Below are 15,559 nucleotides of genomic sequence, written 5' to 3' on the forward strand. Positions count from 1 at the left end.
GGCAGGGTGTGTAAGCGTTGTGAGGCGTTGAGCTAACCTGTACTAATTGCCCGTGAGGCTTAACCATACAACACCCAAAGGGTTTTGATGGACTCAAAGCAAGAACAAATTGAATGTGTATGAGAACACAATAACAGCTTTCCGAATTAAGAATTTGCTTGGCGACCATAGCGTTGTGGACCCACCTGATTCCATGCCGAACTCAGAAGTGAAACGCAATAGCGCCGATGGTAGTGTGGGGCTTCCCCATGTGAGAGTAGGACATCGCCAGGCTTTAAATTTGAAAGAGCCCGTTTGAAAAGACGGGCTTTTTTAGTCCTGAAGGGCAACCACTATGCTGATATAGCTCAGGTGGTAGAGCGCATCCTTGGTAAGGATGAGGTCCCCAGTTCGAGTCTGGGTATCAGCACCAGTATTTAGAGTCATCTTGCAGAGCAAGGTGAACCCAAGCAAGATTTTTGTTTGGCGACCATAGCATTGTGGACCCACCTGATTCCATGCCGAACTCAGAAGTGAAACGCAATAGCGCCGATGGTAGTGTGGGGCTTCCCCATGTGAGAGTAGGACATCGCCAAGCTTTATTTCCACGCCTCAGCATTTGCTGGGGCGTTTTCGTATGTGTTGCTTGCAGATCGTCGCACCGTAGGATATTGCCAAGCTTTAATTCCACGTTTCCGCATTTACTTATAGTGCTTTGTTACTTATTTCCTTTCGCTACAGTTGTAGTAATGTTTGGATTTATTATTTAATTCCGTCCATCTTCTTCAAACTGCCATCTTTTATCACATTAAAACAGTGTTAGACTCGTTACTATCTTTACCTACTAGCAAGATTACGATGGAACGACATAGTCCCTTTATTATTACAGGCGGGCCAGGGTCTGGTAAGACAACACTGCTTGATGCTTTAGCCGCTCGTGATTGTAAGACGTTTGAAGAAGTACCGAGAAAGCTTATTGAAGAACAGTCGAAACTAGAAAATGGAATACTTCCTTGGAATCAATTAGCTGCTTTTGCTGAACTATGCTTTAAGGATATGATGAATCAAAAGCAGGTAGCGTCGACAAGCGATCAACTGAGCTTTTTGGATCGTGCTATTCCGGATATATGTGCCTACTTAACCTTTGGAAACGAACCGGTTCCGCCAAGAGTAATGGAACAAGCTAAGCTAGGATATCAGCCTCTAGCTTTTACTTGCGAACCTAACACTGCGACATACGTTCAAGATGACGTTCGACCTTATCCATTTGAAGAAGCATTAGAGATTCATCGACAATTGATAGAACAATACCAGTCTCTAGGATACCGCTGTATATCAGTGCCTTTTTTAAAACTAGAGCAACGAGTAGAGTTTGTTTTGGCCGAGTCTTATGCTCATTTGGGCCAAACAGCATAGCAAGGATTAATTAGATGCCAATCAAAAGCCCAGATGTGGTTATTAAGAGACTGTTATTTGTTGGGCAAGAAACCTTAAATTTCTCCCGTTATTTAGCCCAAAGAATGTCTCACGATAGGATTAATGTGAATGCAGGTTATCTTGCCTATATCACTTTGCTATCAATCGTCCCTCTTTTGACGGTACTGCTTTCCGTACTGTCCTCATTTCCTGTTTTTTCTAATACAGGAGAAGTGCTTCAAGACTTCATTATTCAGCATTTTGTTCCTGCTGCCGGAGATGCTGTGTACTCTGCGTTAGTCGAGTTTGTATCAAATACCGGTAAAATGACGGCAATAGGTAGTGCTTTCTTATTTATCGCGGCACTCATGTTGATTTCTAATATTGATAAGAATCTCAACTATATTTGGCGTGTCAAAGTTAAACGCCGCATGGTTTTTTCATTTTCCATGTACTGGATGATACTAACCCTTGGACCAATTTTAATCGGCGCAAGTATAGTTGGTACTTCTTATGTGACCTCTTTGAAAGCTCTAGAACATAATGTGGTTAGCGGTGCTTTTAGCCTCTTCATCGCATGGTTACCAGCAATAATGGCGTTCTTTGCGTTTATCGGGCTGTACATGTTAGTTCCAAACAAAAAAGTACACTTCAGTCATGCTGTTGTTGGCTCAATAGTCGCTACCTTATTGTTTGAAATAAGCAAAAAGGGGTTTGCTTATTACATCACGCAGTTTCCGTCATATCAGCTTATCTATGGTGCTTTAGCGGCGATACCAATTTTATTCCTGTGGATCTATTTATGTTGGTTTATTGTACTTATCGGTGCGGAGTTCACGGCTGCGATGGGGGAGAAAGAACACTGGCTACCCGATTCGGGCATGTTACAATCTGAAGCTGTGACTGAAACGCATGATAACAAGGAAACCATAAGTGATAGCACTAATTCAAAGAGTGAGTGAATCGGCGGTAAAAGTAGACGGCGAAGTCGTCGGAGAGATCGGTAAAGGTTTATTAGTGCTACTTGGTGTAGAAAAAGACGACGATGAAGCGAAAGCAAAACGTTTGGTCGAGCGAGTCACGACATACCGTGTTTTTGAAGACGAAGACGGAAAAATGAATCTCAACGTCAAACAGGTCGGTGGTAGTGTTTTAGTCGTATCGCAGTTTACCCTACCTGCGGATACTAAGAAGGGAACAAGAGCTGGGTTTTCGAGAGGGGCTCATCCTACTGATGCAGAGCGTCTTTATGATTACTTTTCAGATCATTGTTCTGAAGTTTTACCGACTGAACGCGGCCGTTTTGCTGCTGATATGAAAGTATCATTAGTCAATGATGGGCCTGTTACCTTCTGGCTACAAGTATAATCGAGTAGAGCATTAGTTTGCATGCGAAAGGATATCTATGTTTAAGCTTATTACTCCGAAAACTGACAACCAGTTAGCTAAGTACTACCAATTTAGATGGCAGATGCTAAGAGAGCCGTGGCGATTACCAGTCGGTTCTGAACGTGATGAATACGATGAAATGAGTCATCACCGTATGATAGTGGATGGTCGAGGAAGACCTATGGCTATCGGACGTTTATACATTACGCCTGATAACGAAGGCCAAATTCGTTATATGGCGGTAAAAAGCAATCGCCGTGATAAAGGGATGGGCTCTCTTGTTTTAGTAGCATTGGAATCATTTGCACGTCAAGAAGGGGTGAAGCGCCTAGTTTGTAATGCCCGCGAAGATGCAATTTCATTCTACGAGAAAAATGGATTTACTAGCCAAGGTGAACTTAATGATCAGAAAGGTCCTGTTCGTCACCTACAAATGGTTAAACAGCTTGACCCTTTGGCTAAAGTATTAAGAAGACCTGAATGGTGTGCTGAGCTGCAAGAGCGTTGGGAGCAACAGATACCAATCAGTGACAAAATGGGTATTAAGATTAACCAATATACCGGTTACCGCTTTGAATGTGGCGCCCAACTAAATCCTAACCTCAATCCACACAATACCATGTTTGCAGGTTCTGCTTTTACTCTTGCGACATTAACAGGATGGGGGATGACATGGCTCTTGATGCGTGAGCGAGGTTTACATGCTGATATCGTGTTGGCAGACAGTAGCATTCGCTATCGTCATCCCGTAGAAATGAGTCCAGTATCGGTGACTTCTCTTGATGGTATCAGTGGCGACTTAGACCGATTGGCAACTGGTAGAAAGGCGCGCATCATCATCAATGTTACGATCTACAGTGGAGATGTGCCTGCCGTCGAGTTTGTTGGTACTTATATGCTGCTACCAAACTATAAAGACACGCTACTTTCCACATAACAATCTTAATAGCAGCAGGTTATGGTTGAACCTGCTGCTTTTTTTGAACTGCACATTCCACTTCTTCAAGCTCAATGTGACCAGTCAACAACTCAACATGATATTGAGAGTCGCACTCGGAGTGCAATGTTAATTGAAGTGAACGTAGTGGGTCCTTTCTTAGATCGATAGTGTTCTCTGCTTTCCCATTCCATTCTTGGCTCGAGACCTCGAATGCGGCAAGGGTCAGCTGCCCTCTATCTGCATTTAACTTAAATGGCGACAGAGAAACGTTATTAGTATCTGTTTCTTCAGTTGTCATCTGAGTGTTGTAGAAATTGGCTTCAAGGGAGCCCGATAAAGTGTGCTGTAACGATAACTTGTCTGCCGTAAGAGCATTTACTGACAGCGCCACATCGGCTAAGCCAGAAATTTGTATTTGCTTACTGTCAGTTAAGTAATTGAGTAGCTCGACAGGGGCTGAGTAAGCTTCAGCATCAATTCGTAAAGGCTGACTTGGCGCAGCAAAGTCAAGCTCTGCAGAGGCGCTGATGTATCCACTGTCATAAGGGATAAACAGTCGGTTGAGTTGCCATTTTCCATCAGTACTTTTGGTTTCAACGGCTACTTGGTTGGCGATTGTTTTATCGATACTAGCGCTATTGGCTGACGCAATAGCGCTTCCCTGCCAAAAGCCCCAGCGATAATCTTTTTTGATAAGTAGATCTTCAGCTTGTAGGTTTAGACCTGTGACTTGCCAATAAGGCTTTCGAGCAAGTTGAATCCATTGACTACGGTTGATATTCAGCGAGTCGATAGAGAGTTGTTTGAGATCGCTGAGATGCAAGTGAGTAAATAGATCCGTTAAAGAGTGATTTTGTTGTTCTTGGTAATACTTGATGCCATCTAAATCGACTTTGTCCAATGCTATTGAATTTGGAGTTAACGTACCTGCTATTTGAATCCGACCTTGTTCAAGGTTGGTATCGAGATCTTTGATGTCGAGTTTATTTGGTGAAAAGCTGAGTTCTAGAGTCGGCTCAATGAAATCAAACTGTTGCCATTGAAGCTTGTCAGCATCGAGTGAGAGATACGCTTGACTTTGTGTCCATATCGAGCGAGTGAGGTCGATGTTTTCTAACGACGCACTGACGTTTTCTGCATGCGCTCCTTGGTAGGTAATATCAGAGTTTAAAAGATCCAAACTGTTAATATGGCCAATCACAGATGTGAGTGTACTTAACGGTCCCTGGCTGAGTTCTGACAAATCAAATTTTAGCTTATTGATAGTGGTGTTGACTAAAGACCAATGACCATTCTCAATTTGCGCTTGAGTGGTGACTAGCGCCTCTTTCCATGTGAATGAGGCGCCGTAGATTTTCGTGTTGTCGCCAGCAAGAGAACCATCAAGGAGAAGCTCATTAATAGCTTCACCTTGATAGTAGAGCTGGGAAGCACGAACTTGAAAGTCTGCTCTAGTACTTTCGATTGATGTTCTTACCTCTAGGTTTCTTAGTTGGAGCTGCAGATCATTGATGATCACGTTGTGTCCAGAATAATCCACATGATCGAGAGCGATGTTGTTGATCTGGTAATCAGCTAATGCATCTAGGCCCAGCGTAAGGTTTGATAGATTGGCACCACTAACATACAACTCGTTAATGTGTAGCCACTTAGAAGTCGACGTTGGTAGTGAAAACCACACCGATAGTTTGTTGACACTAATGGAATCGTGCTCAGCTTTTGAAAAGTTGGCATTCGAAAAATCGATTCTATTAGGGTAGTGATAACTTATCGCCTCACTATCCACTTTTATGTTCAATGTTTGCTGCAGAGCATAAGTGATAATTGGTTTGGCATACTGTGTATGCAAGACACCAAAAACGATCAAAACTGAAAGTAAGCCAAGTGCAAGCAATGCTATCCAAAGCGCAATTATCTTTCTTATCACGAAGTTATTTTCCTACCTTCCAACATAAACAATAATTTAGCGTGAAAAACACGAAAAAGCCCCTCAAAAAGAGGGGCTAGAGTTAAAAAATTGAACGTTTATCTAACAATTAGTCCAATTGAGGGCCAGCGGCTACCAATGACTTACCTTCTGCATTATCAGTATACTTGTCGAAATTATTGATAAAGCGTTTCGCTAGATCTTCGGCTTTGCTCTCCCATTGTAGTGGATCTACATAAGTGTCTCTTGGATCCAAGATGGTTGGGTCAACGCCTGGAAGCGAAGTCGGTACCTCTAGATTGAACACAGGAATACTCTTCGTTTCTGCTTGTTCAATAGAGCCATCTAGAATCGCATCAATGATACCGCGTGTATCTTGAATCGAGATACGTTTACCACTGCCATTCCAACCAGTATTCACAAGGTAAGCTTCCGCGCCAGCTGCTTCCATGCGCTTCACTAGAACCTCTGCGTACTTAGTTGGGTGTAGTGTTAGGAATGCTGCCCCGAAACATGCTGAGAATGTTGGTGTTGGCTCTGTAATGCCACGTTCAGTACCCGCTAACTTCGCTGTAAAGCCTGAAAGGAAATGGTACTTAGTTTGCTCAGGTGTCAATTTAGAAACTGGTGGAAGTACACCGAACGCATCTGCTTACAAGAAGATGACTTTGTTCGCATGACCACCTTTCGATACTGGCTTCACGATATTTTCGATATGGTGAAGTGGGTACGAGACACGAGTGTTCTCTGTCTTCGAACCATCATCAAAGTCGATAGAACCATCGTTGCGAACAGTAACATTCTCTAGTAGTGCATCTCGACGAATCGCGTTGTAGATGTCTGGCTCAGCTTCTTTCGAAAGGTTGATTGTTTTCGCATAACAACCACCTTCGTAGTTGAATATACCGTCATCATCCCAACCGTGCTCATCGTCACCGATCAGTGCGCGTTTTGGATCGGTTGATAGCGTTGTTTTTCCCGTACCTGATAGGCCAAAGAAGACAGCCACATCACCTTCTTCGCCCATATTCGCAGAACAGTGCATGGATGCGATATCTTTTAGAGGAAGGAAGTAGTTCATCATTGCGAACATACCTTTCTTCATTTCACCGCCGTACCACGTACCGCCGATAAGCTGCATTCTTTCTGTTAGGTTGAATACAGTGAAGTTTTCAGAGTTGAGTCCTTGTTCTTCCCATTTTTGGTTAGTGCACTTAGCACCGTTCATGACAACGAAGTCTGGCTCAAACGTAGCGAGCTCTTCTTCTGTTGGACGGATGAACATGTTCTTAACGAAGTGAGCCTGCCAAGCCACTTCTGTGATAATACGAATGCAGAGTCGAGTGTCTGGGTTCGCACCGCAATATCCGTCAATGACGAATAAGCGTTTGTTAGAAAGTTGACCTGTAACGAGTAGTTTGAGGTCACCCCATGCCTCTTTAGACATAGGTTTGTTGTCATTTTTAACTTTATCGGATGTCCACCACATGGTGTCGCGAGTGGTGTCATCATTAACGATAAATTTGTCTTTTGGTGAGCGACCAGTAAAGATACCCGTATCTACAGCGACGGCGCCAAGTTCAGTGACTACGCCTTTCTCGTAGCCCTCTAGACCTTCGCGAGTTTCCTCTTCAAATAACTGTTCGTAGCTTGGGTTGCGTACAATATCAGTTACGCCAGTGATTCCGTACTTGGTAAGATCGATTTGTGCAGCCTTATTAATGTCCATAACGGTCATAGGTGCTCCTTATTGGATTTTTGTAGGGATTTTAAAATTTTTTTGTAATTCGTTATTTATTATTTGTTTTTTATTTTGAACTCCATGCTAGCAACGGAGACCCGAGAAAACAGGGATATAGTTCAAAAATTATTCATCAGTTATTGATGGTTTTAAGTGTTTTGTCACATATTGAAATTAGGCTAATTCTCCCCAAAGCAAACCTTTGCGTTAGATCAAATGTAACACATGATTTACGTCTTTTGTTAGTGCATTTGCATTAATAATTTGCGTATTTGTTAAATAAAACGAACAAAAAAAGCCAGATCACATCTGATCTGGCTTTTATTCATTTTTACACTCTAAAAATTAGTGTACGGTCTTGTTATCCGATTGGGCATCTGCGTAAAGTGCTTTGATCTCTGGCTCGTCAAACGCGTAGGTTGAACCGCAGTAATCACAGTGCAGGGCAACTTCGCCATCTTGAGCCAAAATGTCAAAAATTTCTTCCTGAGCGACAGTGACGATAGCTGCGCCACTACGTTCACGTGAACAACCGCAGAAAAATTCCACTTCTTTTGGTTCGAATAGCTGTACTTTATCTTGGTTATATAGACGGTAGAGCAATTCATTGGCTTCTAAACCAAATAACTCTTCATCTTTTACAGTATTCGTTAGCTGCTCTAGATGCTCGAAATCTTCTGGTGAACCGGTACCATCAGGCATAACCTGAAGCAGCATACCTGCTGCATGCTTGTGACCATCAACTTCACCTGTACGGATCCATAAACGAGTCTTCAACTGCTCAGAACGCTCGAAATAGCCCTCTAGCACTTCTGACAAATTGTCACCTTCCAATCCGACAACGCCTTGATAGCGTTCACCTTGATCTGGAGTAATGGTGATAACTAGGTAGCCTTTACCCATCATATCGTGGATTGAAGCATCATCAGCAATATCGCCTTCCCAGCGAGCAACACCACGTAGTTTTTGGTTGTGGTCTCCATTAATCACCGCTAAGGAAACTGGGCCATCACCCTGCAACTGCATGGTAATTGAACCTTCGAACTTCAACGTAGCAGTTAGTAGACTTGTCGCAACAAGCAACTCACCTAGAAGAGTTTGCAGTGGAGCTGGGTATTCTTTGCTGGATAGTATCTCCTGATAGGCGCTATCCAATTGCACGAGCTCTCCGCGCACTGATAGCTCTTCAAAGAGGTAGCGATTTAATGTGTTGTTAGCCATTTAGGAAACTCCAGCTTATTGATGTTTAAACTTAATAATGTCGCGACGCTGTTTTTTGTCAGGTCGACGCTCAGGGCTTGGGTTGTGAGCATTCAGTTTTCTGCGCAACGCGTTATCTTCTCGTTTGGCAATACTCTCTAATGTTTCGGAGTAGAGAGTTTGGGCTTCCGGTGCACCTCTGCGTTGATCTGAAATACGCTCAATAGTCACTGTCTTTTCTTCATTGCCTTGTCTGAGGGCGATGACAGCGCCTAATTCTACAATTTTACTTGGTTTAGAACGTTGTCCATTATAGTGGACTTTGCCACCATCGACCATGTTGCGAGCGATGCTTCTTGTCTTGTAGAAGCGGGCGGCCCACAGCCATTTGTCGAGGCGAACGGCTTTTTCTTCGGAACTCATGCTGAATCCTGCTATCTAACTCAATACCAGTGCTCTTGTGTTCAATAACCTGACAGTTTTAAGTAATTACTGACAAATTGAGGAGAGCTGCTGATAGGTTTATCATGCTAATATTCCTCTAAATGGAGTTTAGATCTAATTATTTCAACCCCATTCTGCGGATTGCACTACAGTCATAATAGATATGCTATAGTCAGATGATTAACCATACAAAAAACGATTGCTGATAATTTAGCAATAACAATTAATTACACAGTCAGTAAATGTTTAGTAGGGCAGGAAGTTAGGAGAGTGAAAGGAATATCCATATCGGCTGCGAGTATCAACACCGCTTCTATATCTTCATTTTTTCGTCGTTGTCTGCAGTATCAATCTCAAATTAGCCTAACGCTTACTCTAATCATGTTAGCGGTGTCCGCATGGATTGCCGGCGTTTTACTGTGGCAATTATTTCCTCAAACTCATTCTGTCAGTCAATGGGTTGCGCCCGTTGCTGTTAATAACCAAGCGCAAACTCAATCTAATAATTTACACTCTTCCGATATCAACAAAGCCAATATCTTTGGACAGTACAATCGCGAGCAAAAAGTAGTGCAGGCGCCAGTGGTGACTGATGCACCTAAAACACGGCTGAATGTGGTTTTAGTAGGCTCGGTAGTAAGCAGTAATCCTAACTTGAGTCTTGCGGTGGTTGCCAATCGTGGCAAGCAAGGTACGTATGGGATTGGAGAACAGATTGAAGGCACGCGAGCGACGGTGAGCGCCGTGATGATTGACCGAATCATTATTTCCAACTCCGGACGTGATGAGACGGTGATGTTAGAAGGCTTAGAATACAAAAAACTTGAGTTGAAGACGGCACCACAAGTCGCTGCCTCCAATATTGCGGGAAATAATCCTATTAATTCAGAAGAAAAGCTGACAGCAATTCGCAGAACGATCACTCAAGATCCACAACAGATTTTTCAGTATGTCCGACTTTCCCAAGTGAAAAGAGATGGTCAGGTAAAAGGTTACCGAGTCAGTCCTGGACGAGATCCAGAGTTGTTTAACGCCGTAGGACTTCAAAATGGTGATATTGCCGTAGCGCTTAATGGTGCCGATCTCACTGACCCTGCTGCGATGGGGAAAATTTATCAGTCTATTTCCGAGCTTACCGAACTCAATTTAACGGTAGAGCGTGACGGGCAACAACATGACATATTCATTCAGTTTTAGTTATGCGTAAGGCATTACAAGGGAGCAACAAGTGAAAAGTTGGCTTAAAACAAGTACCTGGTTATTGATGGGGAGCCTGATGGCTGCGCCAGCGGTATCAGCCAATGAATTCAGTGCCAGTTTCAAAGGAACTGACCTACATGAGTTTATCAATATCGTTGGACGCAACCTCGATAAAACTATCATTGTTGATCCGTCAGTGCGCGGTAAAGTCGATGTGCGTAGCTATGATGTTTTAAATGAAGAGCAATATTACAGCTTTTTTCTTAATGTCTTAGAAGTCTATGGTTTCGCGGTCGTAGAGATGGACAATGGCATTTTGAAGGTTATCAAAGCAAAAGATGCCAAGACCTCGGCGATTCCTGTAGTTGGTGATTCCGATAACGTCACTGGAGACAGTGTCGTGACACGTGTGGTCGCGGTGAAGAATGTTTCGGTAAGAGAGCTTTCTCCTTTGTTGCGCCAACTAAATGATAATGCTGGTGCAGGTAATGTGGTTCATTATGACCCTGCGAACATCATTCTTATTACCGGTCGTGCCGCAGTTGTTAATCGTCTAGCAGATATTATTCGCCGTGTAGACCAAGCAGGCGATAAAGAAGTTGAAGTGGTTGAATTAAAGAACGCTTCGGCCGCAGAAATGGTTCGTATTGTTGATGCTCTAAATAAGACGACGGACGCTAAAAATACCCCAGCACTCTTACAACCTAAGCTGGTGGCGGATGAACGAACTAACTCTATCCTGATTTCTGGTGACCCTAAGGTTCGTGAACGCCTGCGCCGTTTGATTAATCAGCTTGATGTTGAAATGGCGACCAAAGGCAACAACCGAGTTCAGTATCTGAAATATGCCAAAGCTGAAGAACTTGTGGATGTCCTAAAAGGGGTGTCTGATAACCTTCAGAAAGAGAAGCAGTCTGGCTCTACCTCAGGCAGTGGAGCAAACCGCTCTGAAGTGATGATCAGTGCGCACCCTGATACCAACGCGCTTGTGATTACTGCTCCGCCAGACATTATGAAAGCCCTGCTTGAGATCATTAAGCAGCTAGACATTCGTCGTGCGCAGGTTCTAATTGAAGCGCTGATTGTTGAGCTTGCCGACGTTGATGGCGCTAACCTTGGCGTGCAATGGGGTAATGCCTCGGCGGGTAGTGTGGTTCAGTTTTCCAATACGGGAGCTTCTATCGGCAATGTTATGGTTGGTATGGAAGAAGCCAAAGACAAGACCACAACAGAAACTCGTTATAGAGCGGATGGAACGCCGTACAACGTTGAAACCAAAACCACAGGTGACTATACCAAGCTTGCTAGCGCACTCAGCGGTGTCCAAGGTGCTGCTGTGGGTATTGCTCTTGGCGATTGGACTGCTCTTATTACAGCAGTTTCCAGTACCTCCAACTCAAACATTCTGTCTTCTCCTAGCATTACTGTTATGGATAACGGCGAAGCGTCGTTTATCGTTGGTGAAGAAGTGCCAGTATTGACCGGTTCGACAGCTGGCTCAAACAACAGCAATCCATTCCAAACGGTTGACCGTAAAGAAGTAGGTATCAAGCTTAAAGTCGTCCCACAGATCAACGAAGGTAACTCGGTTCAGCTTAATATTGAGCAAGAAGTTTCCAATGTTCTTGGTGCTAATGGTGCGGTAGATGTGCGTTTTGCTAAGCGTCAGCTTAACACTTCGGTGATGATCCAAGATGGTCAGATGCTGGTATTGGGTGGTTTGATTGATGAACGTGCCGCTGAAAGTGAGTCGAAAGTTCCTTTCCTCGGGGATATCCCATATCTGGGTCGTTTGTTCACTTCCACCAGTACAACGGTTGAGAAAAAGAACCTCATGGTCTTCATTAAGCCGACGATTATCCGTGATGGCATGACGTCTGATGGTATCACTCAGCGTAAATATAACTACATTCGTGCAGAGCAGTTATTCAAGGCGGATAAAGGCTTGAAGCTGATGGATGACGGCTACATTCCAGTATTACCTGAGTTCAATAATACCACGCGCTACCCATCTGAAATTCAAGCATTCTTTGATCAGGTAGAAGCGAAGTAATTATGGACACTATCCAACAGCGCCCTTTGGTGACTCGCCTGCCGTTTAGCTTTGCTAATCGCTTTAAGGTAGTGTTCGAGTCTCTAGAGTCAGACGCCGTGCTCTACTATGTAGAGCCGCTGGCGTTGAATGCATTGCAAGAAGTTAAGCGAGTGTTTCGTCAGCCTTTTTCCTTACATGCTCTTTCTTCTGAGGAGTTTGATTCAAAGCTTACTCAAGCTTATCAGCGCGACTCGTCTGAGGCTCGTCAGTTAATGGAAGATATTGGTGCTGACAGTGATGACTTTTTCTCTTTAGCAGAGGAGTTGCCACAAGATGAAGATTTGTTGGAGTCGGATGACGATGCGCCGATAATCAAGCTAATCAACGCCATGCTTGGCGAGGCCATCAAAGAAGGCGCCTCGGATATTCATATTGAAACCTTTGAAAAAGTACTGTCGATTCGATTTCGTATTGATGGGGTACTGCGTGATGTGTTGGCGCCAAGTCGTAAGTTGGCACCGCTGTTGGTATCACGTGTCAAAGTTATGGCTAAGCTGGATATTGCGGAGAAGCGAGTTCCCCAAGATGGCCGTATTTCATTGCGTATTGGTGGTAGAGCGGTAGACGTTCGTGTCTCTACGATGCCATCGTCACATGGTGAGCGAGTGGTGATGCGTCTACTAGATAAAAACGCGACGCGGCTAGATTTGCATAGTTTAGGTATGACAGCAGCCAACCATGAAAACTTTAGACACCTGATTAAGAGGCCACATGGCATTATTTTGGTGACCGGTCCAACTGGTTCTGGTAAATCCACTACTCTGTATGCAGGTCTGCAAGAGATCAACAGTAATGAGCGCAACATACTGACCGTTGAAGATCCTATTGAATTTGATATTGATGGTATCGGTCAGACGCAGGTTAACCCCAAAGTAGACATGACCTTTGCTCGAGGTTTACGTGCCATTCTACGTCAAGACCCCGACGTGGTGATGGTGGGTGAGATTCGAGATCTTGAAACGGCCCAAATTGCTGTTCAAGCCTCATTAACTGGTCACTTGGTGATGTCGACACTGCACACTAATACGGCTGTTGGTGCGATTACGCGAATGCGTGATATGGGCATTGAACCATTTCTGATTTCCTCTTCTCTACTCGGCGTTCTAGCGCAGCGCTTGGTCCGTACCTTATGTAATGACTGTAAAGCACCTTATGCAGCGGATGGCGCTACTAAGCAGTTATTCGGGCTGGCCGAGCATGAAGAGCTGGTACTACATAAAGCTGTCGGCTGTGAGAAGTGTAACCACAAAGGTTATCGTGGACGTACTGGTATCCACGAACTCTTGATGGTTGATGAAACAGTACAGACCCTTATTCATGATGAAGCAGGCGAGCAGGCGATTGAAAAAGCAGTACGCTCACATACTCCGAGTATACGAGATGACGGTTTCCATAAAGTGAAGCATGGAATTACCTCTCTTGAAGAAGTCATGCGTGTGACCAAGGAAGCGTAAGTGGCAGCGTTTGAATATAAGGCTCTGAATGCCAAAGGAAAGCAAGTAAAAGGGTTAGTTGAGGGAGATAATGCTCGCCAAGCTCGCTTACGCCTGAAAGAGCAAGGCATGATTCCTATCGATATTGTCGAAGCGAAAGGTAAGTCGAGCAAAAGTGCCAATGGTGAAACCTCAAAACCAGCCTTTAAGCGTGGTATCAGTACGCCTGATTTAGCGCTTATTACACGTCAGTTATCGACGCTAGTTCAATCGGGCATGCCGTTAGAAGAGTGTTTAAAAGCGGTTTCAGAGCAATCAGAGAAGCCACGAATTCGCAGTATGCTTGCTGCAATACGCTCTAAAGTCACCGAAGGTTATACCTTGTCAGACAGTTTGGCGGAGTATCCGCATATCTTTGATGAGCTATTTCGTTCCATGGTTGCGGCTGGCGAAAAGTCGGGCCATCTAGACTCTATCCTTGAACGTTTAGCTGATTACGCTGAGAACCGTCAAAAACTTCGTTCCAAACTACAACAAGCAATGATCTACCCAGTGGTGCTGGTGGTGTTTGCCGTCGCCATTGTGGCGTTCCTTCTAGCAGCGGTGGTACCAAAAATCGTCGGTCAGTTTGTCCAAATGGGACAAGAGTTGCCTAAATCGACTCAGTTCTTGCTTTCTTCCAGTGACTTTGTGCAGCAATGGGGCATTGTCGTTGTCGCAGTATTTCTGGTGTTGTTTTACCTATTCAAAGCTGCATTGAAAAGACCAGCAATACGAATGAGTTGGGATACCAAGGTGCTTAATCTCCCGTTGATTGGCAAAATAGCACGTGGTCTTAATACCTCTCGCTTTGCTCGAACATTGGCAATCTGTACCTCGAGCGCGATCCCAATTCTTGAAGGCATGAAGGTGTCAGTGGATGTGATGACCAATCATTTTGCTAAGAAGCAAGTGTCTAATGCCGCTGACAATGTACGCGAAGGTGCAAGCCTTCGTAAAGCACTGGAACAAACCAAACTGTTCCCTCCAATGATGCTGCATATGATTGCTAGTGGTGAGCAAAGTGGTGAGCTTGAAAGTATGTTAACGCGTGCCGCTGATAACCAAGATCAGAACTTTGAATCGACCATAAATATTGCTTTGGGAATTTTTACTCCCGCCTTAATCGCACTGATGGCTGGCTTGGTACTATTTATCGTAATGGCGACATTGATGCCAATTTTAGAAATGAACAATTTAATGTCTGGATAATCTAATCAGATAATGAAATCACAACCCTCTGTCTAGAGGCGTTTTCTTTGGAGTGAGAAATGAGAAAAACAAACAGAAAACAGGCTGGCTTTACGTTACTCGAAGTAATGGTGGTTGTTGTTATCTTAGGTATTTTGGCAAGCTTTGTTGTTCCTAATCTACTAGGCAACAAAGAGAAAGCGGATCAGCAAAAAGCCATTACCGATATTGTCGCGTTAGAAAATGCGCTTGATATGTACAAGTTAGACAACAGCGTTTATCCAACTACGGATCAAGGTCTGGAAGCGCTAGTGACTAAGCCGGGTAACCCTGAGCCGCGTAACTACCGTGATGGTGGTTATATTCGTCGTTTACCTAATGACCCGTGGGGCAATGACTATCAATATTTGAGCCCTGGTGACAAAGGCACTATCGACATCTTTACGTTAGGTGCTGATGGTCAAGAAGGTGGTGAAGGCGCAGCAGCCGATATTGGCAACTGGAATATTCAAGACTTTCAGTAATCGGTAATCAGTAGGGCGAGTATTCGCCCTACCTTTTTCAA

At 44.1% G+C, this 15,559-nt stretch carries 12 protein-coding genes, 1 tRNA gene, 2 rRNA genes and 1 pseudogene; 12 read left to right on the forward strand and 4 right to left on the reverse strand.

Annotated features, from left to right (window positions below; translation table 11 throughout):
• Positions 1–157: 157 nt before the first annotated feature.
• From rrf (VME0621_RS22575) to VME0621_RS22605, 7 genes are all read left to right on the forward strand, one after another.
• Positions 158–273 (forward strand): 5S ribosomal RNA (gene rrf / locus VME0621_RS22575).
• A gap of 63 nt (positions 274–336) precedes the next feature.
• Positions 337–412 (forward strand) — tRNA-Thr (locus tag VME0621_RS22580).
• A 49-nt stretch (positions 413–461) separates the two neighbouring features.
• Positions 462–577 (forward strand): 5S ribosomal RNA (rrf, locus tag VME0621_RS22585).
• Between the two features lie 260 nt (positions 578–837).
• Positions 838–1,395 carry an AAA family ATPase gene (locus VME0621_RS22590; protein WP_062461601.1) on the forward strand — a complete coding sequence of 186 codons (558 nt, stop codon included), beginning with the start codon at positions 838–840 and terminating at the stop codon, positions 1,393–1,395.
• Positions 1,396–1,409: 14 nt separating this feature from the next.
• On the forward strand, positions 1,410–2,357 hold the full coding sequence (locus tag VME0621_RS22595) for a virulence factor BrkB family protein (protein WP_062461604.1): 948 nt from the start codon (positions 1,410–1,412) through the stop codon (positions 2,355–2,357).
• On the forward strand, positions 2,329–2,763 hold the full coding sequence (gene dtd / locus VME0621_RS22600; RefSeq protein WP_006073346.1) for a D-aminoacyl-tRNA deacylase: 435 nt from the start codon (positions 2,329–2,331) through the stop codon (positions 2,761–2,763). The genes VME0621_RS22595 and dtd overlap by 29 nt, the downstream gene beginning before the upstream one ends.
• Before the next feature lie 37 nt (positions 2,764–2,800).
• Positions 2,801–3,721 carry a bifunctional GNAT family N-acetyltransferase/hotdog fold thioesterase gene (locus VME0621_RS22605; protein WP_006073348.1) on the forward strand — a complete coding sequence of 307 codons (921 nt, stop codon included), beginning with the start codon at positions 2,801–2,803 and terminating at the stop codon, positions 3,719–3,721.
• A gap of 19 nt (positions 3,722–3,740) precedes the next feature.
• On the opposite strand, the gene VME0621_RS22610 is transcribed toward VME0621_RS22605, so the two are convergent.
• The 4 genes and pseudogenes from VME0621_RS22610 to hslR all read right to left on the reverse strand — a co-directional run bounded on the left by VME0621_RS22610 (position 3,741) and on the right by hslR (position 9,015).
• On the reverse strand, positions 3,741–5,651 hold the full coding sequence (locus VME0621_RS22610) for an AsmA family protein (RefSeq protein WP_062461608.1): 1,911 nt from the start codon (positions 5,649–5,651) through the stop codon (positions 3,741–3,743).
• 109 nt (positions 5,652–5,760) lie between these two features.
• Positions 5,761–7,389: pseudogene (gene pckA / locus VME0621_RS22615) on the reverse strand (phosphoenolpyruvate carboxykinase (ATP)).
• A 348-nt stretch (positions 7,390–7,737) separates the two neighbouring features.
• On the reverse strand, positions 7,738–8,613 hold the full coding sequence (hslO, locus tag VME0621_RS22620; protein ID WP_006073352.1) for an Hsp33 family molecular chaperone HslO: 876 nt from the start codon (positions 8,611–8,613) through the stop codon (positions 7,738–7,740).
• A gap of 15 nt (positions 8,614–8,628) precedes the next feature.
• Entirely contained in the window at positions 8,629–9,015 is a 387-nt protein-coding gene (gene hslR, locus VME0621_RS22625; RefSeq protein ID WP_062461614.1) for a ribosome-associated heat shock protein Hsp15, read from the reverse strand.
• Between the two features lie 291 nt (positions 9,016–9,306).
• On the opposite strand from hslR, the gene gspC reads away from it, so the two are divergent.
• The 5 genes from gspC to gspG are packed head-to-tail and all read left to right on the forward strand — an operon-like array spanning position 9,307 to position 15,518.
• Positions 9,307–10,233: a type II secretion system protein GspC gene (gspC, locus tag VME0621_RS22630; protein WP_038223893.1), complete on the forward strand. Its 927-nt coding sequence runs from the start codon at positions 9,307–9,309 to the stop codon at positions 10,231–10,233.
• 31 nt (positions 10,234–10,264) lie between these two features.
• Positions 10,265–12,289 (forward strand): type II secretion system secretin GspD, encoded by a 2,025-nt coding sequence (gspD, locus tag VME0621_RS22635; protein ID WP_062461617.1) that lies wholly within the window; start codon positions 10,265–10,267, stop codon positions 12,287–12,289.
• A 2-nt stretch (positions 12,290–12,291) separates the two neighbouring features.
• Positions 12,292–13,785, forward strand: coding sequence for a type II secretion system ATPase GspE (gene gspE / locus VME0621_RS22640; protein ID WP_038223889.1), 1,494 nt, complete (start codon positions 12,292–12,294; stop codon positions 13,783–13,785).
• A complete protein-coding gene (gene gspF, locus VME0621_RS22645; protein ID WP_038223887.1) occupies positions 13,786–15,015 on the forward strand; it encodes a type II secretion system inner membrane protein GspF in 1,230 nt (409 codons plus the stop codon).
• 59 nt (positions 15,016–15,074) lie between these two features.
• Positions 15,075–15,518, forward strand: a complete 444-nt coding sequence (gspG, locus tag VME0621_RS22650; RefSeq protein WP_006073367.1) for a type II secretion system major pseudopilin GspG — start codon at positions 15,075–15,077, stop codon at positions 15,516–15,518.
• Positions 15,519–15,559: the final 41 nt, after the last annotated feature.

The sequence above is a fragment of the Vibrio mediterranei genome, assembly GCF_900088415.1.
GTDB lineage: Bacteria > Pseudomonadota > Gammaproteobacteria > Enterobacterales > Vibrionaceae > Vibrio > Vibrio mediterranei.

What these genes read in the sequence shown, in the direction of transcription:
- VME0621_RS22590 (WP_062461601.1), top strand. Translation starts at nt 838, where the DNA reads ATGGAACGACATAGTCCCTTTATTATTACAGGCGGGCCAGGGTCTGGT.
- VME0621_RS22595 (WP_062461604.1), top strand. Translation starts at nt 1,410, where the DNA reads ATGCCAATCAAAAGCCCAGATGTGGTTATTAAGAGACTGTTATTTGTT.
- VME0621_RS22605 (WP_006073348.1), top strand. Translation starts at nt 2,801, where the DNA reads ATGTTTAAGCTTATTACTCCGAAAACTGACAACCAGTTAGCTAAGTAC.
- hslO (WP_006073352.1), bottom strand. Translation starts at nt 8,613, where the DNA reads ATGGCTAACAACACATTAAATCGCTACCTCTTTGAAGAGCTATCAGTG.
- hslR (WP_062461614.1), bottom strand. Translation starts at nt 9,015, where the DNA reads ATGAGTTCCGAAGAAAAAGCCGTTCGCCTCGACAAATGGCTGTGGGCC.
- gspE (WP_038223889.1), top strand. Translation starts at nt 12,292, where the DNA reads ATGGACACTATCCAACAGCGCCCTTTGGTGACTCGCCTGCCGTTTAGC.
- gspG (WP_006073367.1), top strand. Translation starts at nt 15,075, where the DNA reads ATGAGAAAAACAAACAGAAAACAGGCTGGCTTTACGTTACTCGAAGTA.